Annotated in this window: 21 protein-coding genes; 9 read left to right on the plus strand and 12 right to left on the minus strand. The window is 44.9% G+C overall.

The annotated features are described in order from the left end of the window. Positions 1-10 precede the first annotated feature (10 nt). From HMPREF0999_RS14170 to secDF, 3 genes are all read right to left on the minus strand, one after another. A complete protein-coding gene (locus HMPREF0999_RS14170) occupies positions 11-1,108 on the minus strand; it encodes a hypothetical protein (protein ID WP_005859239.1) in 1,098 nt (365 codons plus the stop codon). 503 nt (positions 1,109-1,611) lie between these two features. Next, entirely contained in the window at positions 1,612-2,544 is a 933-nt protein-coding gene (locus tag HMPREF0999_RS14175) for a tyrosine-type recombinase/integrase (RefSeq protein ID WP_005859241.1), read from the minus strand. 97 nt (positions 2,545-2,641) lie between these two features. Then, complete coding sequence (gene secDF, locus HMPREF0999_RS14180) at positions 2,642-5,641, minus strand: protein translocase subunit SecDF (protein ID WP_005859243.1); 3,000 nt, start codon at positions 5,639-5,641, stop codon at positions 2,642-2,644. A 172-nt stretch (positions 5,642-5,813) separates the two neighbouring features. Here secDF and HMPREF0999_RS14185 point away from each other — a divergent pair, with 172 nt between their 5' ends. Both HMPREF0999_RS14185 and HMPREF0999_RS14190 read left to right on the plus strand, forming a co-directional pair. Then, a complete protein-coding gene (locus tag HMPREF0999_RS14185; RefSeq protein WP_009276207.1) occupies positions 5,814-6,788 on the plus strand; it encodes a DUF4468 domain-containing protein in 975 nt (324 codons plus the stop codon). Between the two features lie 20 nt (positions 6,789-6,808). Continuing rightward, positions 6,809-7,363, plus strand: coding sequence for a DUF4468 domain-containing protein (locus tag HMPREF0999_RS14190; RefSeq protein ID WP_005859247.1), 555 nt, complete (start codon positions 6,809-6,811; stop codon positions 7,361-7,363). Positions 7,364-7,373: 10 nt separating this feature from the next. Here HMPREF0999_RS14190 and HMPREF0999_RS14195 read toward each other — a convergent pair whose 3' ends face one another. Genes HMPREF0999_RS14195 through HMPREF0999_RS14205 form a run of 3 tightly spaced genes read right to left on the minus strand, consistent with a single transcriptional unit; the run spans position 7,374 to position 10,062 of the window. Further along, positions 7,374-8,471: an endonuclease/exonuclease/phosphatase family protein gene (locus tag HMPREF0999_RS14195; RefSeq protein ID WP_009276208.1), complete on the minus strand. Its 1,098-nt coding sequence runs from the start codon at positions 8,469-8,471 to the stop codon at positions 7,374-7,376. A 9-nt stretch (positions 8,472-8,480) separates the two neighbouring features. Next, positions 8,481-9,359, minus strand: a complete 879-nt coding sequence (locus tag HMPREF0999_RS14200; protein ID WP_008777894.1) for a rhomboid family intramembrane serine protease — start codon at positions 9,357-9,359, stop codon at positions 8,481-8,483. Continuing rightward, a complete protein-coding gene (locus HMPREF0999_RS14205; RefSeq protein ID WP_005859254.1) occupies positions 9,340-10,062 on the minus strand; it encodes a rhomboid family intramembrane serine protease in 723 nt (240 codons plus the stop codon). Before HMPREF0999_RS14205 ends, HMPREF0999_RS14200 begins: the two co-directional genes overlap by 20 nt. A 186-nt stretch (positions 10,063-10,248) precedes the next feature. Here HMPREF0999_RS14205 and HMPREF0999_RS14210 point away from each other — a divergent pair, with 186 nt between their 5' ends. The 3 genes from HMPREF0999_RS14210 to HMPREF0999_RS14220 all read left to right on the plus strand — a co-directional run bounded on the left by HMPREF0999_RS14210 (position 10,249) and on the right by HMPREF0999_RS14220 (position 13,305). Then, complete coding sequence (locus tag HMPREF0999_RS14210) at positions 10,249-10,521, plus strand: HU family DNA-binding protein (RefSeq protein ID WP_005859256.1); 273 nt, start codon at positions 10,249-10,251, stop codon at positions 10,519-10,521. Between the two features lie 102 nt (positions 10,522-10,623). Then, positions 10,624-12,417: an arginine--tRNA ligase gene (gene argS / locus HMPREF0999_RS14215; protein WP_009276209.1), complete on the plus strand. Its 1,794-nt coding sequence runs from the start codon at positions 10,624-10,626 to the stop codon at positions 12,415-12,417. Positions 12,418-12,426: 9 nt separating this feature from the next. Continuing rightward, positions 12,427-13,305: a VIT1/CCC1 transporter family protein gene (locus tag HMPREF0999_RS14220; protein WP_005867660.1), complete on the plus strand. Its 879-nt coding sequence runs from the start codon at positions 12,427-12,429 to the stop codon at positions 13,303-13,305. Positions 13,306-13,381: 76 nt separating this feature from the next. Here HMPREF0999_RS14220 and topA read toward each other — a convergent pair whose 3' ends face one another. Further along, positions 13,382-15,730, minus strand: a complete 2,349-nt coding sequence (topA, locus tag HMPREF0999_RS14225) for a type I DNA topoisomerase (protein WP_008772731.1) — start codon at positions 15,728-15,730, stop codon at positions 13,382-13,384. Between the two features lie 161 nt (positions 15,731-15,891). Between topA and HMPREF0999_RS14230 the strand changes: the two genes are divergently transcribed. The 4 genes from HMPREF0999_RS14230 to HMPREF0999_RS14245 all read left to right on the plus strand — a co-directional run bounded on the left by HMPREF0999_RS14230 (position 15,892) and on the right by HMPREF0999_RS14245 (position 18,338). Further along, complete coding sequence (locus tag HMPREF0999_RS14230) at positions 15,892-16,155, plus strand: tetratricopeptide repeat protein (RefSeq protein WP_005859264.1); 264 nt, start codon at positions 15,892-15,894, stop codon at positions 16,153-16,155. A gap of 274 nt (positions 16,156-16,429) precedes the next feature. Further along, entirely contained in the window at positions 16,430-17,218 is a 789-nt protein-coding gene (locus HMPREF0999_RS14235) for a DUF6261 family protein (RefSeq protein ID WP_009276211.1), read from the plus strand. 50 nt (positions 17,219-17,268) lie between these two features. Next, a complete protein-coding gene (locus HMPREF0999_RS14240; RefSeq protein ID WP_009276212.1) occupies positions 17,269-17,682 on the plus strand; it encodes a hypothetical protein in 414 nt (137 codons plus the stop codon). A gap of 11 nt (positions 17,683-17,693) precedes the next feature. Beyond that, positions 17,694-18,338, plus strand: a complete 645-nt coding sequence (locus HMPREF0999_RS14245; protein ID WP_008772734.1) for a hypothetical protein — start codon at positions 17,694-17,696, stop codon at positions 18,336-18,338. 149 nt (positions 18,339-18,487) lie between these two features. Here HMPREF0999_RS14245 and HMPREF0999_RS14250 read toward each other — a convergent pair whose 3' ends face one another. The 5 genes from HMPREF0999_RS14250 to HMPREF0999_RS14270 are packed head-to-tail and all read right to left on the minus strand — an operon-like array spanning position 18,488 to position 24,576. Then, positions 18,488-19,660 (minus strand): PP2C family protein-serine/threonine phosphatase, encoded by a 1,173-nt coding sequence (locus HMPREF0999_RS14250; protein ID WP_008772735.1) that lies wholly within the window; start codon positions 19,658-19,660, stop codon positions 18,488-18,490. Positions 19,661-19,671: 11 nt separating this feature from the next. Then, positions 19,672-20,523, minus strand: coding sequence for a sensor histidine kinase (locus tag HMPREF0999_RS14255; protein WP_005867658.1), 852 nt, complete (start codon positions 20,521-20,523; stop codon positions 19,672-19,674). Positions 20,524-20,525: 2 nt separating this feature from the next. Continuing rightward, positions 20,526-21,656, minus strand: a complete 1,131-nt coding sequence (locus tag HMPREF0999_RS14260; RefSeq protein ID WP_009276213.1) for a sensor histidine kinase — start codon at positions 21,654-21,656, stop codon at positions 20,526-20,528. A 15-nt stretch (positions 21,657-21,671) separates the two neighbouring features. Continuing rightward, the gene (locus HMPREF0999_RS14265; protein ID WP_008779246.1) at positions 21,672-22,772 is read right to left on the minus strand and encodes a sensor histidine kinase; all 1,101 of its coding nucleotides are present in this window, start codon (positions 22,770-22,772) and stop codon (positions 21,672-21,674) included. Positions 22,773-22,791: 19 nt separating this feature from the next. Next, positions 22,792-24,576, minus strand: a complete 1,785-nt coding sequence (locus tag HMPREF0999_RS14270) for a TonB-dependent receptor (protein ID WP_008772738.1) — start codon at positions 24,574-24,576, stop codon at positions 22,792-22,794. Positions 24,577-24,582: the final 6 nt, after the last annotated feature.

Below are 24,582 nucleotides of genomic sequence, written 5' to 3' on the forward strand. Positions count from 1 at the left end.
AGTCTACTATTTAATGTTTTAGCCAAATATCGTAATCGTGTAAACGCTGTATCAACAAGGCCTTGCTTCTCTTAGGCGAAGGGTCATCCCGCCAGGGATCTACCAGCTCATGCGCCATACGGTAATACAGGTTGCTATTCGTGCAGCCGTAAAGCGTGACGAGCAGCAAGGCACGAGAATTCACTGCCTTAACCAATGGAAGCATATTGCGTAGGGTGGAATACAAGCGTTCAAACTCCTCTTCCTGATCCAACAGCTTATAGGCCGGAAGGAGTAATGAGTAAACCTTGCAACGCATCACGTCGGTCTCCACACGAAGGGAAGCATAGCCCTTCAGCACCTCACGAACCAAAAGTTCGTCTTCCTTTCCCAATTTGCCCGAGAGATAATAACGCCCCAACGCCTTGTGCATACCTTCCGATAAACGATCGTTATCCAAATGGGTATAAACATGCTTGCCTTTCGTATTCAACTCGATCAGCTCATACTCGCCTTGCCTTACCTCAAATAGAGGAACCCACATACAGTCAAGGATACGTACCATGACATCCTTATGACCTCCACCCGGTTGCACCACCACCTCAGCCTCCATCCCCATGAAAGAACCCGAGGTGATACGTACACGGTCACCTTTCAGCAAGCGACCGCTATCCGGTACGTACACCGGAAGCTCATTGGAATAAGATTCAGCCATCCAGCGTAAGGTCTCCATCTCATGATCTGACAGGTAAGGAAAATAAGAGTGTTCGCCCACGGATACCCGAGGAAGAAGATTATATAAGGGCATGATACGTTTCAAACGGAAAATCTCATTCTCCGAAGCATGGATAAACACATAGTTGTATAAAAGAGGCTTCCTCGTATTGACCATCTTGCCTCCCACCTTGCGAGCCTCGACATACGAGGGGGCAAAGTACTCGAACAAGGGTTCCCCACAACGTTTACGACGGGAAAGCTCGGCATCTAATCCTTTTGACGAATAGATATTATCACGTCCCCCAACAGCGGTAGGAAGCGTCAGTACGTACCAGCGTACAGCCTCCTGACTACGGCGATTGCGTATATGCACCATAGCTCTATCAGAGCTATTACTTGTCACGATATTCATTGAGGAAGATAATTCAGAGCCTTATCAAGATATTCTTGTAATACCCTGATAAATAAATACTTATGTGAAAACAAAAAAGGAATTACTGAAAATTTGCATCCCTTCAATACTCATGCTACTTGGCGAGTAGCCTTAACAAGAGGAGTGAAAGGATATTCCTTAGTTGTAGAGACGGAGCGTGTCCCGTTTCATCCCCTTACAATGGTATTTTAGTTACTATCAGGCGGTGGGAGACGGAGCACGCTCCATCTCTACATGATGTTATATGGAATTTACTTCGGATAACGTGATGATTTCGGAAATAACGAGGCCATTTCGTTTCTATTGCCATGTCTATACATCAGAAATAAGAACGAAGATTTAAAGAGAATTAAGGTTGAAACACAAACAAAGCCTAATGTTTGCTTGTGTTATGTTATTTTTTACTACATTTGCGGCATGAAATGAACGCTACTCGCCAAGTAGCAGTCAGTTTGGCTACTCGCCAAGTAGCGTACTTTTCTTCACCCTACTTTCGGCGCATAATTATACACACTCTCGAAACAAAGTTTGTTTACGGTTGAGAGTTTTTCTAAAGAGAAACTCTTCAAGTATATTTGCGTAGTCTTGATAGATTTATGCCCTAACAGTTCACTGATCATCTCAATCGGTACGTTTTGCTCCTTCAAGGTCGTGGCGAAAGAGTGACGAATCGTGTATGAGGTAACCCGAGTATGAATGCCAATGGATTCCGACAGTATTTTCAATCTGCGGTTAAAACCTCCTAATACGGTATTATATTCCTTGTAGGCATCCTCACCGGTCTTCATTCCCTCTAAAAAAGGAAACAGATAGGGCGAATCCTCGGTTGTATCGGCTGCCAACTCATTCAGCAGCCCTTGTGCCTCCGCTGGGATCTCCACCTGTATAAGGGATCCGCTTTTCTGCCGATAATAAGACAAGATCCCTTCCTTGATATCCTCCTTTCGCAAATGCGCCAAATCTACGAAAGCCATCCCGCAAAACAAAAACATCAGGCAAAAGGCTGATTGGGTCCTCTTCTGTTGCGGATCTGTCACCGGGCTTGTCATCAGCAAGCGTAAGCTTTCCGAAGGCAACGCCTTTTTACGTTTACTCTCAACCCCCGTAAACACATGCTTAAACAAATGAGGAATATAGGCAGCCTCACCCACCTCTACCGCTAAATTATAGATGTGACGAATCCGGCGCATATAAGTAGATACCGTGTTACGAGCACATCCCTTGGCCAACAGCCAAGATTGATAACGCAAAAGTGTATCCCGATTAATATACGCATAAGGAATCTCTTCCCGGCCACAAAAACATTTAAACGACCTCAACGCATCTTGATAACTCTTCGCCGTGGAATAACGCTTTTTCTCACGCAGGCAGGTGATATACGTAAGTACACCCACCACAAAATCATTCTCATTCATACTTTATCTCCTTAAGAATTAATACATAAAAAAATCCTCTATCTCTCGTTTACACAGGAAAGATAGAGGATCTTCATAAAATCCTTAAAGAAATATATTATTTTCCGGCTTTCTCAGCAGCAGCTTTCTTATTGATCTTCTTCTTCTGCAACTCGTAAGCGATCGGAGTAGCGACGAACAAAGTAGAGTATGTACCGATAATGATACCTAATAAGATAGCGAACGTAAAGCTTCGGATCGTGCTACCGCCCAAGATGAAGATACACAATACAACCACCAACGTAGTCAATGATGTATTAAATGTACGACACAAGGTAGAGTTCAACGCATCATTGATCACTTGATAACGATCACGCTTCGGATACAAAGCGATCGTCTCGCGGATACGGTCGAATACAACCACGGTATCATTGATAGAGTAACCGATAATCGTCAAGATAGCTGCGATAAACGTCTGGTCTACCTCCATTGAGAACGGAAGAACCTTCCATAACAAGGTATAGAAAGAAATGATACACAATGTAGTCGTAGCAACAGAGGCGAACGCACCCACAGAGAATGACACATCACGGAAACGAAGCAGGATATAAGCGGCCATACAGATCATGGCGAAGATTACCGCTAAGATAGCGCTATTCTTGATATCGTCTGCCATGCTAGGACCCACCTTCTGCGAACTCTGTATGAAAGTAGTCGTGAACTCATCTAATGTAGTTCCTTCCGGAAGTAAGGATTTCACGCCCTCAAACAATTTATTCTCGATCTCTTGATCTACCGTAGGATCGTTATCATTGATCTTATAGTTGGTAGACACACGTACTTGATCAGCTGTACCGATCTGGATAACACTAACAGAACCGTCTAACTGAGCGTCCAGCATATTACGAACATCGTCAGTCTTCACCTCTTGATTGAAACGGATCACGTAATTACGTCCACCCGTGAAATCGATACCATTATTCAAGCCGATCGTCATAAAAGAGATAGCACCTAAAACGATGATTGCCGCCGGAATTAAATAACCGACTTTGCGAGCACCCAAGAAATTGATCTTCGGGTTTGTCAACAAGTCTTTCGTAATAGAAGTCGTGAATGTCACGTTCTTCAATTTATCTTTCGCTAACAATGCCTCATAAACGATACGAGTCAAGAACACGGCTGTAAGGAATGAAGCGAACAAACCGATGATCATCGTCGTAGCGAAACCACGGATAGGACCCGTACCGAAATAGAACAATACGATACCGGTAATGATAGATGTCAAGTTTGAGTCGAAGATAGCGGAGAACGCATTGCTGTAACCGTCGGCGATAGCCTTTCCTAAAGACTTACCGGCACGAAGTTCCTCTTTCGTACGCTCATATATCAATACGTTAGCATCGACTGCCATACCCAGCGTCAACACCATACCGGCAATACCCGGCAAGGTAAGAACGGCTTGGAAAGAAGCAAGGATACCCATCGTGAAGAAGATGTTCAATACCAAAGCACCGTCGGCGATCAATCCCGGAATCAATCCGTAGAATGCGCACATATAAACCATCAACAGCACCAATGCCAAAACGAAAGAAATCACACCGGCATTGATAGCCTCTTGTCCCAAAGACGGACCAACGACGTCTTCTTGAACGATATGTACGGAAGCAGCCATCTTACCCGATTTCAATACGTTCGCTAAGTCCTTCGCCTCTTCCGGTGTAAAGTGACCGGTGATTTGTGAACGACCTCCCGTGATCTCATCGTTTACGTTCGGAGCGGAATAAACCATCTCATCCAAAACGATAGCGATCTGGCGACCGATATTCTCTTTCGTCAAACGAGCCCAAGCCTTAGAGCCTTCGGCATTCATAACCATGTTAACCATTTGCTCTGAACGACCGGCTTGTTGCATAAAGTCAGCGTTAGCATCTGTTACTACGTCACCACCTAAAGCGGGACTTCCGTCACGGTTCGTTACCTTCAAGGCATATAACTCAAAGAACTGCTCTTTATCATCGATCGCCTTTACACCCCATTTTAAAGCCAAGTTACGAGGCAATACCTCTTTCACTTGTTTCATGTTCAGGTATTCGCTGATCTTCTCCATATCTTTTGCTTGAGCGATACCTACCGTCGAACCCGGAGACAACTGACCGTTGTACTGGCTAATCTGCAATAAAGCAAATAATGGATGTTGCTTAGCGAACTCTTCCATGCTTTGATTAGCTTCCGTATCTTTTTTATCTTGACCGAGCTCAGCCAACAAAGAATCGGCCTCACTTACATTCGCATCAGCGGCATCAGCGATTTTCTCAACATTATCGGTAGCAACAGAATCAGCGGAAGCCTCCTTACTTAGGATAGTAGCCAATACATTATCAGCGGCAACCAATTGTTGATAGATTTCCGGCAACTTATAAGTTTCCCAGAATTCCAAGTTAGCGCTACCTTGAAGCAACTTACGAACACGTTCCGGTTCTTTCACACCCGGCAACTCAACCAAGATACGACCCGCTGTCTCCAAACGTTGGATGTTCGGAGAAACCACACCGAAACGGTCGATACGAGTACGCAATACGTTGAATGAGTTATCAATCGCACTCTGCAACTCTTGTTTCAAAACAGAAACAACCTGAGCGTCTGAGCTCTGGGGCGTGATTTTATCTTTTAACTCGAATGTACTGAAAATAGCGGAAAGACGTGCGCCGCTATCCAACTTCTTATACTCCTCAGCGAAAAGGTCGATGAAATCTTTTTGGCTAGTCGCTTGATGCGCATAAGCTAAATCCAACGCCTTGTTGAAATTCTCGTCTTGGTTGTTGTTAGACAACGAACGGATTACATCCGCCACGTTCAACTCAAGGACAACGTTCATACCGCCCTTTAAGTCAAGACCTAAACTAATTTCCATTTCACGGCATTGCTTAAGCGTATAGCCTAACCATACCTTCTGAGTAGATAGTGAGTCTAAATAAGCACTCTCTTTCGCAGGATCTCCACCCGCATACTCAGCGGCTTTACTGTTGTAATGTTGCGTCACGAACGAGAACGACAAATAGAACAAACAGACAAGCGTAAGTAACACCGCGAAGACCTTTACAAATCCTTTGTTTTGCATCTGAATCTTAGGTTTATGTTATTACATTATTTATATTCGTTTTTTCACAGGGTGCAAATATAGACTTTTTTTCTTTGATAAAGAGCAATTAGTATAATTATTTGTCACGCTCATAGTTTATTTCAAACGCAAATGTATATCTTTGGGGCTAAAATAATAAGGAAAATATACCATGAAACAGTTATTATTCGCTCTGTTATTTATCCCCGCCCTGCTATTCGCACAAGAGGATCAACACTATCTGGCAGGGGCCGTTCCGGTTGCAGACGGTAAAGTCGTTTTTACCCGAGAGATTAATGCCCCCTCTTTAAGCAAGGCACAAATCTACCAACAACTATTAAAATGGGGACAAGAAAATTTTAACACAAAGGAAAGTAGAGTAGCTTATCAAAATGAGGCAAAAGGCGAGATCGCCATTATCGGAGAAGAATATATAGTATTCTCCAGCACAGCCTTATCCCTCGATCGGGCGATGATGAAATACCGTATTATCATTGAATGTAAGGAACATGCTTGTACCCTGCAACTTGCGGGCATCCGATATGAATATAACGTGTCTTACCAGAACGAGCCGGAGAAATACCTAGCCGAGGAATGGATCACGGACGAGTATGCCTTGAATAAGAGCAAGACGAAATTGAACCGTATCAGCGGTAAGTTCCGTAAGGCCACGATTGACTTCGCGGACAAGACGTTCGATAGCGCAACCAACACATTAGGCGCACAGTTGCTGACAACCGCACCGATAGAACCAGTATCCGCTCCGCAACGGGAAACACGAGCTGTGGCACCGATGGAAGGTTTCGTAGCGTTCCAAGCTGACAAAATACCTAGCACGATCCTCCAAATGTTACCGGACAACGCTTTACAAATCAAAGCCGTAAAAGGAAATACGACCGACGCAAACGTTGAATGGAAAGGCATAGGCAATATGTTCGGTAAAACGATCAGTACAATCTCCATATCCAAAGATAGTCCTGCTTATAAAGCGATTGGCAATAACGATGTATATCGATTATCCTTCTCCAAGCCCGGCACATCTGCCGATGCGCCATGGATTATTATCGAGTGCCGTAAACAAGGCGAGACCTCCGAAGGACAGCAAACGATGTTAATCGGCGAGATTACGAATGTATGGATCAAATAACGAAAAAGAGAGTTGCATTTATGAAAAAGATTCTATTATTAATATATATGATGTTCCCTGTGCTAGTCATGGCGCAGGGGCATAAAGGCGAGGTAGACGAATGCGCCCCCATGAAAAACGGGAAGGTATGCTATAGCGATGATGTAGAGATCGAGAATACCTCTAAACTAGAAATATTCAACGCTATTAACGCATGGGCTAAGAAATCTTATGGAAAAGATGTCTTCTTATCCAACGTAAACTCGAACAAGAACAAAGGGACCATCTTCGTAAGCTCTAAGGTTGAATTATTGTTGAATGATACAGACAAGACTATCATTAAATATAAAATGCGTATCACCTGCTTCGACAACCGGTACACGATCGAGGCGAGCGATATCGTATATCAATATGATCCGCTAAACGATAAAAAGTACAAGACCTATAAAGCGGAAGATGTAATCGCCAATAATGGGGATAGCAATACGATAGCGCTGATCAAAGATCCTAAGCTATTCTGTAACGCTACCTTCTTCTTTGTCGAGAACTTGTTCGCCGACGTATTTGACGCTGCGCAGAACGCAGAATCCGAGTGATGAAACCCTTTTATTCAAGTTTCAAATAACACCATAACGGGTAGTGGTCTGAATAAGCGACCTTATCCACGGAACAATTCATAGAGGTCATGTTCGGGGAATGCAGGATATTATCGATACGGAACCAGAAGAAATTTTGATTATAGGTAATGCCCATTCCCCGGCCAGACTCGGCAAAGGCATCCGTCAAATCCCCTTGGATCGTACGGTGCGCATAAGAAATAGGCGTATCATTAAAGTCACCGCATACTAAGACATAATCTCCTTTCGCGTTCTTAATCTCTTTTGATACCGCTTCCGCTTGCTTAGCCCGAATCCGGAAAGCAGGTCCTAGCTTTTGCTCGAACGCTCCTTTCAAATCGTCCAACCCATCCGAGCTAAAGCTCTTTATAAGGGATGAATAACGGGTCCGATCCTCCATCGTCAGTTTAAACGATTCCAAATGGTTATTAATCAAGGTCAACTTCTTTCCCTTGATGTTCACTTCATGTACGGAAGAGCCGTTATAATCCGAATCGTATTTCACCATCCGGGAATTCGACAGCGGATATTTGGAGAACACAGCGATGCCGAAACTCTGGAATTTCGTGGAGCTTTGATAAAATACAGAACGATAAGGATACATGCTCAACGCATCATAGATCTTAGAGGCAGTAAGGCTCTTCTCTGATTTAGCCGTGGCATATTCCTGCAAACAAACAATATCCGCGTCCGAGTTAGCGATATATTGGATAATCTTGTTCGGAGCTATCTTCGTATGATTCTTGTACCCAAAAGCCATCACATTATAAGTCAGCACCTTCAGTACCTCTTCCCGAGGGACATCCTTATGCGAGTGAAACGGAAAATAGCGTTTCACGGGACCCCAACATAACAAGAAGGAGAATATGCCGATCAATAAGAACTTCCATTCCCATAAGAACAGCCAATAGATAATAAAGCAAAGATTGACTACACATAAGACTGGAAAGGCTAATCCCAGATAAGATAACGTCATACTCGTCTCAGGAGACACCCGATCCGAGTAAGCCGAGACTATCAACAACACGACAGCCACCACATTCGCTACGACAAATAAGAATTGAAGAAAAATCCGTAGAGTTTTCATAAGTATCTGTTATTTCTTACTGGCGTCGAAAAGTCGCTTTTTCTCTTCAGCGGAAAGGCTCTCATAACCGGAACGTTTCAATTTATCCAGTATAGTATCTAGATCCACCGACTCCTGATGTTTGCGTGCGTTATACTCATAATCCGTTTCGTTACGTTTATAAGTCACACGCATCTTCGGTTTCCGTTTGCCCAAATTCACGAACCAGTCGATCAACCGATTCATCGGAGCGGTCAAGTCCTTTCCATTACGAATACGGGAAGCGAACCACATACCAAACAAAGCCCCGCCGATATGGGCGATATGTCCTCCCGCATTATCAGAAGTCATCGCCAACAAATCGATCACCAGCGTAAAGATAGCCAAATAAATTAATTTGATCCTTCCGATCAAGAATAAATTAATCTCCAAATCCTTCCGGTAAAACGACACGGCGAAAACGATCGCCATAACAGATGCCGAAGCCCCCATCAAATAGCTAAAAGAAGCCACGTTCTGGAAATAAGGGAAAATATTATAAGCAAGGACAAACAATACCGCACCGGCAAGACCTCCCAATATATACAAGCCTCCCAACTGCCGCTCACTGAAGAAATTCAAGAACAATCCCCCGAACCAATACAACCAAAGCATATTGAACAAGATATGCAAGAAGTCAAAATGAGTGAACATATAAGTAAACAACGTCCACGGACGGAAGAGCAAAAGTTCCGGAGAAGCCGGTAACTGCAAATACTGCAAAAAAGGTACCCCTTGCACATTAAAGAGCATAAACAATACGCTGGCCAAACGTATCAAGATAAACAAGCCTACATTTATATATATCAGTTTCGACAGGATATTACCCGACTGAAACATACGCTTCAAATTAGTAAAAATACCGTCCATTGTCTGCATCTTTCTTTTTCCAATAACGAATTAGGAAATAACCGAATAACATACCCCCCAAATGAGCGAAATGCGCTACCGTATCGCCACCAAAACTAGCCACACCCATAAATAGTTCGGCAAGACCATAAAATATTACGAAATATTTGGCTTTAATCGGGATCGGTATGAACATCAAGTACAAAGGAACATTCGGGAAGATCATCGCGAATGCCAACAAGATTCCGAATACGGCACCCGAAGCGCCAATGGTCACGAAATAATTCAAGAACTCGCTTTTGCTGATAATCTGGGCTCCATTCAAGTTTATCATGTCTTGGCTAGCGAAGATCACATCCCGCAAATTAAAGAACCATACCACCTCTTGTACCAAACCGGCGCCTATACCCGTCACGAAGTAAAAAATCAAGAAACGTTTGGGGCCCCATACGTTCTCCAATACCCGGCCGAACATATAAACGGCGAACATATTAAAAAACACATGCGCGAACGAATGGGTATCGTGCATGAACATATAAGAAACGATCTGATAAGCCTTGAAGTCGGTAGCACCCGGGAAGTGAAGCCCTAATAAATCCACCAAATCGATGCCGACTTTCGGCAGTGCAAGGCTGGCTACCCAAAATAGCAAGTTTATAATGATAAGATTTTTCGTTACCGGCGGGATACTATTCAAGAATCCCGAATTTGTCTGATTCATCATATACTACGTTAATTTAGCGGCAAAGGTAAATATATTTTAGCCGTTTTTGCCCATAATAATACTAAAACATATGTAAATCGGTAAAAAAAGTAGGTTTTTCTTTTGTGATATTTCAAAATAAAACTACATTTGGAGCCGTCTATCGGTTATCATAGTTTTGTTTAATATATTAACAGTCAAACCATCATGAACAAATCAGAATTTATTAGTGCAGTCGCTGAAAAATCAGGTCTCAGCAAAGTGGATGCTAAAAAGGCAGTAGAAGCTTTTGTTGACACAGTTTCTAACGAATTAAAAGAAGGCGGTAAAGTCGCTCTACTTGGCTTCGGTTCATTCTCTGTGTCAGAGAAGGCCGCTCGTAAAGGTGTTAACCCGAAAACTAAAGAAACCATTGAAATCGCAGCTCGCAAGGCCGTGAAGTTCAAGGCTGGTGCTGAATTGAACGAGCTAATCAAATAAGAAACACCATTATTCTCTATAGAAGAAGGATACGATGCAAATTGTATCCTTTTTTTGTGTACCTTCGCGTGCAAATAAAATCCGAATTATAGTTAGACGAATATGGTTATCGAACAACAGATTACCGGAGCTATCATAGCCGGCATCAAAGAGCTGTACGGAGCGGATGTCACCGCTAGCCAAGTGCAGTTACAAAAAACGAAAAAAGAATTCAAGGGGCACTTGACCCTAGTCGTATTCCCATTCCTTCGCATGTCGAAGAAATCTCCGGAGCAGACCGCTCAGGAAATCGGTGAGTACTTGTTGAGAAACGAGCCAGCGGTAGCTGAATTCAATGTAATCAAAGGATTCCTTAACCTGACGGTCGCTTGCTCTTGCTGGATCGATTTACTGAACTCGATCAATGAGCAGCCCGCTTACGGTATCATTCCGGTTACCGAGCAGTCGCCTTTGGTTATGATCGAATATTCTTCTCCCAATACAAATAAACCGCTTCACTTGGGCCATGTCCGCAATAACTTATTAGGATACAGCTTATCGAAGATCATGAAAGCGAACGGTAACCAGATCGTAAAGACGAATATCGTAAACGATCGTGGTATCCATATCTGTAAATCCATGTTGGCTTGGCAGAAATGGGGAAATGGAGCTACCCCAGAGTCTACCGGAAAAAAGGGCGACCATCTGATCGGTGACTTTTACGTATTATTCAGCAACAAATTAAAAGAGGAGACCCATGCGTTAGAAGCGAAAGGCCTTACCAAGGAAGAAGCCGAGGCTCAATCCACCTTGATGGCGGAAGCCCGTGAGATGCTTCGTAAATGGGAAGCCGGAGACCAAGAGGTGCGTGCGCTTTGGGAAATGATGAATAATTGGGTATACGCCGGGTTCAACGAGACTTATAAGATGATGGGCGTAGATTTCGATAAGATTTATTACGAGTCTCAAACGTATCTGGAAGGAAAAGGTAAGGTGATGGAAGGCCTAGAGAAAGGGATTTTCTATCGCCGTGAAGACGGCTCCGTATGGGCTGATTTGACGAAAGACGGGCTGGATGAGAAATTATTGCTTCGTGCGGATGGAACTTCCGTCTATATGACGCAGGATATCGGTACCGCCAAGCTGCGCTTCGACGATTACCCGATCAATAAGATGATCTATGTGGTAGGGAACGAGCAGAATTATCACTTCCAAGTATTATCGATCTTATTGGATAAGTTAGGCTTCGAGTTCGGCAAAGGATTGGTCCACTTCTCCTACGGAATGGTAGAGCTACCGGAAGGTAAGATGAAGAGCCGTGAGGGAACGGTCGTAGATGCCGATGATTTGATGGCCGAGATGATCAGTACCGCACGTGAGATTTCCCAAGAATTAGGGAAATTGGACGAGATGACTCCGGAAGAGGCTGAGAATATCGCCCGAATCGTAGGTCTTGGCTCCTTGAAATATTTCATATTAAAGGTAGACCCTCGCAAGAATATGACGTTCAACCCGAAAGAGTCTATCGACTTCAATGGGAATACGGGACCATTCATCCAATATACCTACGCCCGTATCCGTTCCGTATTGCGCAAAGCGGCGGAACAGGGCATCGTATTACCGGAGCAGTTACCGCTTACTTTCGCCATTTCCGAGAAAGAAGAGAACCTGATCCAAATGATCGCCGATTATGCGGAGATCGTGAAAGAGGCAGGTAAGCTATACAGCCCGGCCTGTGTCGCCAACTATATTTATGATCTGGTAAAGGAATACAATCAATTCTATCACGATTTCTCCATCCTTCGCGAAGAGAATCCGGAATTGAAGAACTTCCGTTTAGTCTTATCCGCCAATGTAGCTAAGATCGTGAAATCCGGTATGGATTTATTAGGCATCGAGGTTCCGGAAAGAATGTAACGATAGAAGATGAACATAAACGAGAAAACAAGAAAGGCTCTCCTTCGATTTCAACAAAATGAAATCACGGAGAGCCTTCTCTATACGCAACTCGCCGCTATCGAGAAAGATCCAAGCAACAAGGAAGTATTACTACAGATAGCGAATGACGAGAAAGGACATTATACGATCCTGAAAAAGTATACGGGGCAAGAGATCTCCCCGAATAAATTACGTGTCACCAAATACTACTGGTTGGCACGTATCTTGGGGATTACTTTCGCCATTAAGCTAATGGAAGGTAGCGAGGAAAGCGCCAAGAATGATTACGCCTCTTATGATGAGTATCCGGATTTGCAACAAATCGCACGTGACGAGGATGAGCATGAGCAGAGGTTGATCGCCTTGATCAATGAGGAACGGTTGGAATATATGGGTTCTGTCGTACTGGGGCTAAATGACGCTTTGGTAGAATTTACAGGTGCTTTAGCTGGCTTTACCCTTGCCTTGAGCGACTCTAGATTAATAGCTTTGACCGGAAGCATCACTGGAATAGCCGCCGCATTATCCATGGCTTCCTCCGAATATCTATCTACCAAGTCCGAGAATGGAAATGAAAACGGGAAACATCCCGTCAAGGCATCGATCTATACGGGAATAGCTTATATCTTTACGGTAGTCGCCTTGGTCGCTCCATTTATCTTTATATCGAACGTATTAATGGCTTTAGGGCTTATGCTCATCATAGCGTTGAGTATCATCGCCCTTTTCAACTATTATTATTCCATAGCGAGAAGCGAGAGTTTCCGGAAGCGTTTTACCGAGATGGCAGTACTTAGTTTTAGCGTGGCCGCATTAAGCTTCTTGATCGGATATGCGTTAAAAGAATTTACGGGCATCGATGTCTAAAAAATCATAGTTATGTTTTGAAAAATTCATAGTTATGAGTTTAGTAAATCATAACTATGAATTTTTAGAGCTATAATCAAGCCTTTTTCCGTGTCGTACGTTTCTTCGTCGCAGCAGGTTTTTCTCCCGCCTCGGCGATTATCTTCTGGCATTCCTCCAAGGTCAAGTTCTCTGGTTTCTCTATCGTCTTAGGGATTCTGTAATTCTTTTTCTTATAAGAGATATAAGGGCCGAAGCGACCATTCAAGATCTCCATTTCCGGATCCTCATCGAACTTCTTGATAAATCGTTGCTCATCTTTTTGTTTTTTTGCCTCGATCAACTCGATAGCTTCCTCGGCTGTTATCGACAAAGGATTCAAGCCCTTCGGTATGGATACGAACTTTCCGTCATGACGGATAAACGGGCCAAAACGTCCGACAGCGGCAACCATGACCTTACCTTCATATTCACCAATCGTACGGGGTAGATCAAACAATTTCAAGGCTTCTTCCAAAGTAATCGTCTCGATAGACTGCCCCTTCATCAAGGTTGCGAACTGAGGTTTAGGAGCCTCTTTATCCTCTGGGTGCGCCTGCCCGATCTGTACGACTGGGCCATAACGACCGATCTTCACGAAAACAGGTTTGCCGCTCTTCGGATCGATACCCAATTCACGCTCACCCACTTTATGCTCCGTACGGACAGAGGCTGCCTCTTCCACGATCGGATGGAATAGTTTATAGAATTTATCGATCGCATCCGTCCATACCATCTCGCCTTCCGCTACGGCATCGAATTCCTTCTCCACGCTCGCCGTGAAGTTATAATCCATAACGCCTGGGAAATACTCCATCAAGAAATCATTCACGACCGTACCGATATCGGTTGGCATCAACTTATTCCGGTCCGCCCCTACGATCTCCGTCTTTTGGACTTCCTTGATCGTATGCTGAGCCAAGGTTATGATATTATAAGTACGCTCCGTTCCTTCCTTATCCCCTTTCACGACATACTCTCGATTCTGAATCGTCTGGATCGTAGGCGCATAGGTAGAAGGACGACCGATTCCCAATTCCTCCAAACGGCGAACCAAACTTGCTTCCGTATAGCGGGGAGGACGTTGCGTGAAACGTTCGGTAGCGACTATATCCTTCATACTCAATACCTCGTTCAAGGTAACCGGAGGAAGAAGGCCGTTTTCCTGTTCCTTCTCATTCTCGTCATCAAAACTCTCGCGGTACACCTGAAGGAAACCGTCGAAAGTAATGACCTCACCGGTAGCCACGAACTTCTCTTTCTTGCCGCCGATGCCTACGGAGATCGTCGTACGCTCCAACTCGGCGTCCGCCATCTGGCAAGCGATCGTACGTTTGCGGATCAATTCGTATAATCTCTTTTCCTGAGCGGTCCCGCTTATCTCATCATTGCTGATATAGGTCGGACGAATCGCCTCGTGCGCTTCTTGCGCTCCCTTGCTCTTGGTATGATATTGACGGAATTTATAATATTTCTCACCGTAGGTATCCAAGATAGCTTCTTTTGCCGTCCCCAAAGCCAAATCACTTAAGTTCACGGAGTCAGTACGCATATACGTGATCAATCCGGACTCATACAGGCGTTGGGCGATCATCATGGTCTGCGAGACCGAATAACCCAACTTACGGGCGGCCTCCTGCTGCAAGGTAGATGTCGTAAAAGGAGGGGCTGGTGTTTTACGCACCGGCTTTTTCGAGATATCATCGATCGTGAAAGAAGCGTCCTTGCAAGATTCAAGGAATGCCTCCACCTCTTCCTTATCTTTCAAACGACGGTTCAGCTCCGCCTTGAGGATTGTCGTACCATCCGGCAAGATAAAGCTAGCGATCACACGGTAGGCGGCCTCCGAGACAAACTCGTTGATCTCTCGCTCCCGCTCTACGATCAGACGTACGGCAACCGATTGCACGCGCCCTGCGGATAAAGCCGGCTTCACCTTACGCCAAAGAATGGGGGATAGCTCGAAACCCACGATACGGTCTAAGATACGACGGGCTTGCTGCGCGTTCACCAAATCGATATTGATATCTCTCGGCGTCTCGATCGCATGTAATATAGCGTTCTTGGTAATTTCATGAAAAACGATACGTTTCGTATTCTCAGGTTTCAATCCTAATACCTCATATAAATGCCAAGAGATGGCCTCTCCCTCCCGGTCCTCATCGGAAGCCAACCAAACCTGCTCGGCTTTCTTGGCTTCGTTCTTCAATTCGGTCACGAGTTTCTTCTTATCAGAGGGAATCACGTATTCCGGGGCATAATTGTGTTCGAGGTCTATACTGAAATCTTTCGTTTTCAAGTCGCGGATATGACCATAGCTAGACATAACCTTATAGTCCTTTCCGAGGAACTTCTCGATGGTTTTTGCCTTGGCGGGTGACTCCACTATTACCAAATTCTTTTGCATATCTATTTTTTGCTGGTTAGAAATCGGGTGCAAACTTACACAAATAATTAACGTACGCAGTATATCGATCACTAAAAAAGCGTTTTTTCCTATACATTATATATATAGTCATGCGTTTCTATTTACCTTCGCGGGACAAAATCAAAAAGCTATTCAAAAATATGGAAGAGATAAAGCGACTTATTTCAGAGAATAAACTAGAAGAAGCGATCCGGCTCTTGGACGCTTACCTCACGGAGCAACCGAGATCCGACGAGGCTTGGTTTCTCCTCGGAAAAGCTCATTATAAACTAGGCAACGTACGCCTAGCCCTCAACAGCTACCTGCAAGCGATAGAGATCAATCCGGAAAGCCCGGCACAAGCGGCCTACGATATGGCGATCAAGGTGCTGGATTTTTATAATAAGGATATGTACAACCATTAAGAAGATGATGAACGGCCCCCGCCGCCGGAGTCGGAACGGTATCGAAGCACATGGCGACCCTAGCCGCATAACCCCAAAGCTAAGCGAAACGCACGGCGACCCCCGCCGCACGACTCCAAAGCAAAGCGAAACGTATGGCGCCCCTCGCCCCCCACTTCGCTACCGTTCCGACTCCGGCGGCGACTATTATTTACCAAATAAGCATAGTATCCAAATTAATTCCTACCTTTAGCCACTGAGGACAAACAATAAGTTAAACCTTAAATAAAAAAAAATGGGAACATACACGAAAATCAAACCCGCGGGCCTGACTAAATTGAACAACGCAGAGTACACAAACTTCATGAACGCCTTCTACCGGCTGGCGTTCGCTGCCGGAGGGGGAGGTGGTGACTCCGAAAGCCCCGACGAGATCAGTCTGGACAATAACCCGCTAGGCATCACCGACGCGCAAAAGACGGCCTTCGAGAAGGAGCTGCCCCTAATGACCGACCTCGTGAACCAATCCCACATCAGCGACGAGACCGCCCAGTTGCTAGACTTGGACAAACAACGCGACGACCTCGTGGTCTATCTCACCACCTCGGTGTCGCAAATGAGGAAAAGCCCCATCGAGGCGCAACGCACGGCGGCACAGACTGTCTACAATATTATCAAACCCTATATCGGCATCTATAAATCGGCCAACCAGCAAGAGACGGCGCAGATACAGGGTCTTTTGCTAGATCTCGACAAGGAGGGGGTTCCGGCGCTGATACAGACATTGGGGCTGAAAGAGATACTAGATAGCCTCCGTGCGGCGAACGACGAATACGCGAAACTGACCGCCCAGCGCACCGGCAACAGGGCAGCCTCCATCAAAGAGGCGAGCGCGGTCGTACGCCTACGTATGGACGACCTTTACGATGATATGACCACGATCGCCTTCGTGCAGAGCGTAGCGGCTCCCACCGCCGAGACCGCCCGCTTCGTCAACGAGCTGAACGCCCTTATCGACGAGACCACCGCCCTCTACAACCAGCGCGTCGGCGCGGCGAAGGCGGCAGCCAAGAGGAAAGAATAAACTCCATTTATGTAAAAGGCTATAAGATTAATCTTTTAAATTAAATCATCATGAAAAAAACATTATTAACCTTCACATTATTAGCAGGCTTATCTTCATGTACTAACTTATCGGAAGATTTGGACATGATCGGTACGCAAAATATTACTCAAACAAAATCCGGGAATTTATCCATAAACGAAAATGAACCTGCAATTGTCAAAGATTTAAGAAATTATATTTCCCAAATTAAACTTCAAGGAAAGCAGGCCCGTGTCCTGACAAGTTATACATTGACTCCTTACATATACAAAGAGGATACTATCATGTATATTGCTAATTACGAGGATGGTTGGGAGACACATCAATTAGGAATCAACTGGGGATACGATGGCTCGTATGATTATTTATGGCTCGAGGCTAGCTCCTATAGCGATTGGGTATCAAATACCACTTATGACACAGAACGTTATATGTTAAAATAATCCTTTTAATTATGAATACATCACTATTTAAATACCTCATGCTATCTATGTTCTCCTTGGTCTTTTTCTGTACATGCGATAAAGACGATGAACTGAGTGGAGAAGAATTTCGAGTAACAATGGAAAACCGATTCTTCTCAATAAAGACATCCAAGACATTTACAAAGAAAGATGGCTCGACAGAAATAATGCAAGAAGGGAAATCCTATCTTGCTGATTCGCCCTCAACTATTTGGTTCCATGACAGTAAGCTATATATTCCAATACAGATAAGTAGCAAAGACACTCTATGGCAGAAATGGAACGCTTATCAACGAGAGAAAGGACTAGGGAACATACTATTACTTGTCGGACATAAATACATGTATGAATCTCAAGGAAATGGATTAATCACCCCCGATCAGCTATTGGTACATGAGCAGCTAGGTGGTCGTTTTTATTTAAAAACGGATGGAGACAATCTATTACACGCAACGATCCTTTATCCGGATGATATCGCTGACGATGATACAATCTTCCCAAAAAGTGAGTTCTATTATCAAGAAGAGCTATCACCTGATAAAAACGTCAGCTTAGAATATCATGTTTACGACTCAGACGAGGAAGCAATAGCCTATATCATAGAACAAATGAAGGACTGGAAGCCTTCCGAATGATGCTAATCAGCCTCTCATCCGATGATCAGAACAAAAAGAGCCGTGTCATTACTCAAGAATAGAGTTTGACACGGCTCTCTTTTAAATTTAGTAGTTACAATCAGTAACATTTCCGAATAGTCACTTCTAAATCCGTCACACCCTCGTTCTCATAAAATCTGCCCTTTATAAGTCAGCGCCAACATCGTAATATCATCGCTCTGCGTAGCGCCGTTCACGAATGATTGGACGGATTCGGATATACCTTCGATCATGGCTTTGGGAGATTGGTTCTTCACGGAGCTACAAGCCTCTACCAAACGGATATCTCCATATTGCTCGTTCCGCAGGTTCATCGCCTCACTGATTCCATCCGTATAGAGGAACAAGCTGTCTCCCGCTTCCAGTTTCAAGGATTGTTCTTTATAAGCTAATCCCGGCACGACTCCCAAGGCCATCCCACCAGTCATTGGCAAAAGAGATACCTTATCGTTCTTACGAATCCAAACCGGACGGTTGTGCCCGCCATTGCAATACACCACGTCGCCCGTATGGATATTCAAGATCGCGTAAAAAGTAGTGACAAACATCCCGTTGACACTCTCACGGCACAATAGATCATTCGATTCCTTCATGCAGACCGCCGGGGAAAGCTGCCTAAGCGCCGTAGCACGGATCACCGTACGGCTGATCGCCATGAAAATAGCGGCGGGAATCCCTTTATCCGACACGTCGGCGATCGTAAAGCCCAGATGATTATCGTCCACCAAGAAGAAATCATAGAAATCACCCCCCACGGCCTTCGCCGCGCTCATGGTCGCATAGAGATCGAATTGCTTATATTGCGGGAACGGAGGGAACTGCTTCGGCAAGATCGATTGCTGTATCTCACGTGCCACGTTCAAATCGTATTGTATCTCCTCTAGCTGATGATGTTCCTTTTGGGCCTCCTTGATAAAAGAGATCTGCTCGACCGCCTTCTCGATCGTACGTTCCAGATCCTCCATATCGATCGGCTTGGTAGCGAAGTCGAAAGCACCATGGTTCATGGCGGTACGAATATTCTCCATATCCCCGTAAGCCGATACGATGATACATTTCAAGGCCGGGTTACGCATCTCGTTAATCTTCGTCAGCAATGTCAAGCCATCCATCTCCGGCATATTGATATCGCTCAATATGATATCAAAGTCCGGATGGTCCAACATCATCCTCAACGCCTCCAAACCGTTATGGGCAAAGGAGAACTCATACTCTCCCTTACGGATCTTCCGACGGAAATATTGGGTTAGCAACGCTTCCAGATCCTGTTCGTCGTCTACGCTTAATATCTTGATCGCCATAATTCTTCTGTTTATTTCGTTAATGGAATAAGGAATATGAAACGGGTAAACTCACCTTCTTTCGATTCCACCTCTATCTTCCCGTCATGCTTCTCCTCTATAATGGATCGAGTGATAGATAGCCCCAAGCCAGTTCCCTCTCCCACCGGTTTCGTGGTGAAAAACGCGGAGAATATCTGCTCCCGGATATCCTCCGGCATACCGATACCATTATCCTCGATACTTAATCTTAAAGAATCTCCCTCCTTCCGTAGATCCACGGATATAACCGGCTCATACCCGATCGGCGAGAGCTTGGATTTACTATAGACCGCATAGCAAGCGTTATTCATGACATTCAATACCGCACGGCTCAAATCCTGCGGGATCACTTTCAGCATCGGAAGTCCCTCCTCGTAATGCTCCCGGATCGCAATATTGAAACCTTTATAGTTCGCTCGCATCGAATGATAAGCCAGCCAAACATATTCCTTCACCAGATTCTTGATATCCGTAGGGATGTACTCGTCATCCTTCCCTCTGGAATAAAGCAAGATACCCCGGATGATACTTGTCGCCCGGTTTCCATGTTCCTCGATCTTCTTCAAGTTACCATGCAAATCGTTAACGATCTCGCTAAACTCCTCATGCAAGGCGGTCAGCTTCTCCCAAGATTCCGGAGGCAAGACATCTTTCTCTTCTTCTAATATATCTTCCAAGTCATCCACTAACTTAGAGGACAGCTTACTGAAATTGATGACAAAGTTGAGCGGATTCTGGATCTCATGTGCGATCCCGGCACTCAACATACCTAAAGAAGATAATTTCTCTAAGTTCTTCACTTGCAAACGTAGCCGTTCTATTTCCTTACTCTGGTCTTCCATATCTATTCCTCCTCTTTAGGCGGTGTAATTGTTTTCGGTTGATATACAGGGATCGTAATTAGAAACTGGGTATATTCTCCTTTCTTACTCTCCACCTCGATGGTTCCCCGATGGTTTTGCACGATCTCACGGCATAGGTAAAGCCCTACGCCAGCCGCTTCCCCCGTTGTCTTTGTCGTGAAGAAAGGAGCGAATATCTTATCTTTTATATTCTCGTCAATACCGGACCCGTTATCCCGGATCGTTATTTCCAGCATATCCTTATTGACCTTCAATCCAAGGAATATCTCCGGACTAAAAGTCACGGTCTCCGATTTCTTCAACAGGGCATACATGGAATTTTTCAATATCCCGGCCAGAACCTTACTGAACTGCTCCACGTTTACCTCCATCATCAAAGACAGCGTCAAATTATCGAAAATAATCCGGATATTCTTCTCTTGAATATCCTGCTCATACGTTTTCTTCAATTTATCCAAGGCGATCCGGCATAATCCGTTTATGTTGGTAAGCGTAAGATTACCTCTTCGGTCTTTCAGCAATTCCTCCATCGCCTTAACGATACGGACCGTATTGAAACCATGCTCGGAGATCTTCTCCAAATTACTGGTCATCATATTCAACAAATCAACCGAGTCGTCATACACATCCGGTTTCAGATGCTCTTTCTGACTATCCAGATTTTCCCGGAGATCCTTGGCCAGCCCCGATGTCAAATTCGCAAAGTTATTGATATAATTCAGAGGGTTCAAAATGCGGTCCACCAAACCTTGAGTCAATTGTCCTACGGTAGCCATCCGTTCCTTACGGACCAGCTCGTCCTGCGCCTCACCCAAGGCTTTCAAAGCGGCCGCCAATTTCTCGGATTCCTCTTGGATCGCGTCTTTCTCCGAACGGATCTCCTGCGTACGCTCCTCTACCTCTTTTACCAAATACTCTTTTTGTTTGAGTTTCCGCTTGAAAACCAACTTAGAGATCTGGCAAAACAGAATCAAGAAAAGCAATCCGATCCATTCTTGATGACCGAACTTCACAGATACACAAATACCGACCAAGCTACCCAGCGTAACCCGCTCGCAAAGTTTAATCCGCCTTTTTAACCGATCGATCTCGGTATGTAAATCCTGTATCATGATGAACCTCCTTTCCTAACTATAAATAGGCAACGTAATCGTAACTTCCGTATATTTATCTTTCTCCGACTCGATAGCGATCGTACCCTTATGGTTCAACACGACCTCCCGACTCAAGTAAAGACCTGTTCCTGCCGCTTCCGCGGTCGGTTTGGTGGTAAAGAACGGAGAAAAGACTTTCGTCTTTATCGTTTCTTCTATACCGACGCCATTATCACGGATAACCACTTGCAACTTATCCGCTTGAATACGCAATACCAACGAGACAGAAGGCTGATATCCCGGTTCCCCGAGCTTTTTCAAGACCGCATATATACTATTATCCAATATCTGCAACAAGGCTTTTCCCATCTGATCGATATTCACCTCGATTGTCAACGGTACGGAAAGCCCGGAGAATGATAGATCTACTTGATTCTTCTCGATCTCCTTCGCATAATTCTTTCGCAAGATATCCAGATTGACCTTACATAAATCATTAATATCCACGCAGGTTCGATTCGCCGAATGATCTTTCAGCAATTCTTCCATCGCTTTTACGATCCGCACCGTGTTATCACCATGCTTGGCTATCTTATCCAGATTGCCAGTCAAAAGAACCAGCAGTTCTTGCGTATCATTATAATTATCGTGTTTACCGGTCTCTTCGTCCTCATCGATATTCTGCTTGATATCTTTCGCTAATGCAGCAGACAAATGAGCGAAGTTATTGATATAATTCAAGGGATTCAAGATACGGTCTACCAGACCTTTCGTTAATTGGCCGATCGATGCCAGACGTTCCTTACGAACCAACTCGTCTTGAGCGTCCGCCAAGGCAGAAAGGGCACGGGATAGTTTCTCCGACTCCGCTTGCATCGCATCCCGCTGGAAACGCAATTCCATCGTCCGCTGTTCAACGAGATTAGAGACGAACTGTCTTTTTCGCAGACGGAATTGCGTATAATACTTTAACAGGAATAGAAGGACTACGGCTCCCACCAAATAATAAACCAGTTCTTCCTTCTTCTGGTAAACCGCCAAGGCGATCCACGCCGTCCCGATCACGGTCAGCGTCTCGATCACCCGCATCCTCCAGCGAAGGCTTTCCAGTTGTTTGATATTTATGTCGCCCATCCTTCCTGTCCTCCGGATATCAGAAATTGATATTCACGCCCAACATCGCATTAAAACTCTGCATCGGATAACCGTAATACAGTTCGTACTTCTGGCAAAGAATATTGGTCAACTTGGCATAAACACCAAAGGTATCGTTGAAGGTATAGGTACCTGTTAGGTTTAGCTCGTTGATGTTATCCATCTTAAACTCATTCATTTTATCGTACGTCATACCAGTGTTCCCATTGACACCCCAAGTCCGTACATTCGCATAACGTCCGGTAGCCAAATAATAATCCAAAGCGATAGATAATTTCTCAATCGGGCGGACGGTCAGGTTCGCATTCAGTTCCATTTCCGGCTTCCCCCACGCATGAGGCAACTCGCCTTCATCCGTTTCCGCTTTCCAATTATTATATACACCTTTCAAAGCAATATCGAACCATTGTTGATAACTATACTTCAAGTTGGCTCCCACGAAAAGTTGCTTCGTGTCGATACCCGGCTCCGCAACACTGAAACTGCCGAAATAATTCGCTGACCAAACATCAGACTGAGTAAACAGCACATCATCGCTCGTTATCTTATATCCGGCGAACACATCAAACCAAAAGCCCGGTGCCACGCCGCTCCGGATACCCAAGACAGCGTCCAGCCAATTGCGCGAGGGCAATAGTTCTGCCATCGGGTAGAGGTAGCGGTTCACACGCGACATCTCGTACATGCTGTTGGAGTACATCTTGCCGCCAGCGTTCACGTATAGCTCCGTCTTGTCGGCCACCTCCACATCGGCGGCTACATTCGGAGAGGCCATGAATTTTGTCTCGTCGCCCGTAGCCAGCATCACGTTCGCACCCAGCTTTAAATTCCAATTATCACCCTCTACCTTATAATAAGGCGACAACATCGCCTCGACATGGTTCTTGAACTCATATTCATAACCTCCTACCTCCGGCAAACTGTAATTGAAATATTCGACCAAACCGCCCAAGCCTACTCGCATATTCCCATTGAAACCAGCGTTCAGATCAAACTTTGCCTCTAGAGTATGCTCCGTAGGGCCGTCCATCACCCTACTTAATCCATATTTATGCGAGAAATTAGTATAACCTAAGTCCAACAAATAGCCAACCTCAGCCTCCTCCTTCGACTCGAAACCTATCGTAGCAGCGATCGTCTGGTTCACTTGGTTGGTTTCGCGATCTCTCTGTAACAAATCCTCCGAAGGGGCATAACTGGATGTAGGATCAGACAATGCCGCCCCATAATAATTGAATGCGGAGTAGCCGTACTTCGCTCCGATACTGAATATCGTCTTCTCGAAAGCGTGCTTGTAGTTGATGCCTCCCAAGTTGTCATTGATTTTCGCCTTGACATCATAATCCTTTGGCTTTCCGTTCGTGGAGCGATGCGAATACCATAGATTCAGCTGATCCTTCTCAGTACTCAGGATATGATAGCCCAAGTCTCCGTTGATATTCATGCGCGTACCCATACCAAAGTTAAAATATCCCCGACGCTTGTTGTAATCCATCTGCGTCATGATATTTCCGGAAGGCAACAAACTAATCTCTTTCTGCGGATCGGCGGCGATCGTATAATTCGAGTAATCGATCGGGATCTTACGAACCTCCGGCTCTTTCACCACGGGAAGCGTATTTACCTTGCTAGCGTCCTGCACGGAAGGATCATACTCCCGTTCAAGCGTCATCTCTCGGTTCAGGTTCTTTTCTTTCGTAACATCCTCTTGCGCACTCGCAGCAGCAGCCGAACCCAGCAAAGCTACCACACACAACGCCTTTACATTATATATAGTCTTCATCGCTTT

Source organism: Parabacteroides sp. D25, from assembly GCF_000307475.1.
Lineage (GTDB): Bacteria > Bacteroidota > Bacteroidia > Bacteroidales > Tannerellaceae > Parabacteroides > Parabacteroides distasonis.

Bases quoted from the DNA above. Each gene is read 5' to 3' on its own strand.
- argS (WP_009276209.1), top strand. From the start codon at position 10,624: ATGGTTATCGAACAACAGATTACCGGAGCTATCATAGCCGGCATCAAA.
- HMPREF0999_RS14210 (WP_005859256.1), top strand. From the start codon at position 10,249: ATGAACAAATCAGAATTTATTAGTGCAGTCGCTGAAAAATCAGGTCTC.
- HMPREF0999_RS14265 (WP_008779246.1), bottom strand. From the start codon at position 22,772: ATGGGCGACATAAATATCAAACAACTGGAAAGCCTTCGCTGGAGGATG.
- HMPREF0999_RS14260 (WP_009276213.1), bottom strand. From the start codon at position 21,656: ATGATACAGGATTTACATACCGAGATCGATCGGTTAAAAAGGCGGATT.
- HMPREF0999_RS14270 (WP_008772738.1), bottom strand. From the start codon at position 24,576: ATGAAGACTATATATAATGTAAAGGCGTTGTGTGTGGTAGCTTTGCTG.
- topA (WP_008772731.1), bottom strand. From the start codon at position 15,730: ATGCAAAAGAATTTGGTAATAGTGGAGTCACCCGCCAAGGCAAAAACC.
- HMPREF0999_RS14230 (WP_005859264.1), top strand. From the start codon at position 15,892: ATGGAAGAGATAAAGCGACTTATTTCAGAGAATAAACTAGAAGAAGCG.
- HMPREF0999_RS14220 (WP_005867660.1), top strand. From the start codon at position 12,427: ATGAACATAAACGAGAAAACAAGAAAGGCTCTCCTTCGATTTCAACAA.
- HMPREF0999_RS14205 (WP_005859254.1), bottom strand. From the start codon at position 10,062: ATGATGAATCAGACAAATTCGGGATTCTTGAATAGTATCCCGCCGGTA.
- HMPREF0999_RS14235 (WP_009276211.1), top strand. From the start codon at position 16,430: ATGGGAACATACACGAAAATCAAACCCGCGGGCCTGACTAAATTGAAC.
- HMPREF0999_RS14200 (WP_008777894.1), bottom strand. From the start codon at position 9,359: ATGGACGGTATTTTTACTAATTTGAAGCGTATGTTTCAGTCGGGTAAT.
- HMPREF0999_RS14240 (WP_009276212.1), top strand. From the start codon at position 17,269: ATGAAAAAAACATTATTAACCTTCACATTATTAGCAGGCTTATCTTCA.
- HMPREF0999_RS14190 (WP_005859247.1), top strand. From the start codon at position 6,809: ATGAAAAAGATTCTATTATTAATATATATGATGTTCCCTGTGCTAGTC.
- HMPREF0999_RS14195 (WP_009276208.1), bottom strand. From the start codon at position 8,471: ATGAAAACTCTACGGATTTTTCTTCAATTCTTATTTGTCGTAGCGAAT.
- secDF (WP_005859243.1), bottom strand. From the start codon at position 5,641: ATGCAAAACAAAGGATTTGTAAAGGTCTTCGCGGTGTTACTTACGCTT.
- HMPREF0999_RS14170 (WP_005859239.1), bottom strand. From the start codon at position 1,108: ATGAATATCGTGACAAGTAATAGCTCTGATAGAGCTATGGTGCATATA.
- HMPREF0999_RS14255 (WP_005867658.1), bottom strand. From the start codon at position 20,523: ATGGAAGACCAGAGTAAGGAAATAGAACGGCTACGTTTGCAAGTGAAG.
- HMPREF0999_RS14250 (WP_008772735.1), bottom strand. From the start codon at position 19,660: ATGGCGATCAAGATATTAAGCGTAGACGACGAACAGGATCTGGAAGCG.
- HMPREF0999_RS14185 (WP_009276207.1), top strand. From the start codon at position 5,814: ATGAAACAGTTATTATTCGCTCTGTTATTTATCCCCGCCCTGCTATTC.
- HMPREF0999_RS14175 (WP_005859241.1), bottom strand. From the start codon at position 2,544: ATGAATGAGAATGATTTTGTGGTGGGTGTACTTACGTATATCACCTGC.
- HMPREF0999_RS14245 (WP_008772734.1), top strand. From the start codon at position 17,694: ATGAATACATCACTATTTAAATACCTCATGCTATCTATGTTCTCCTTG.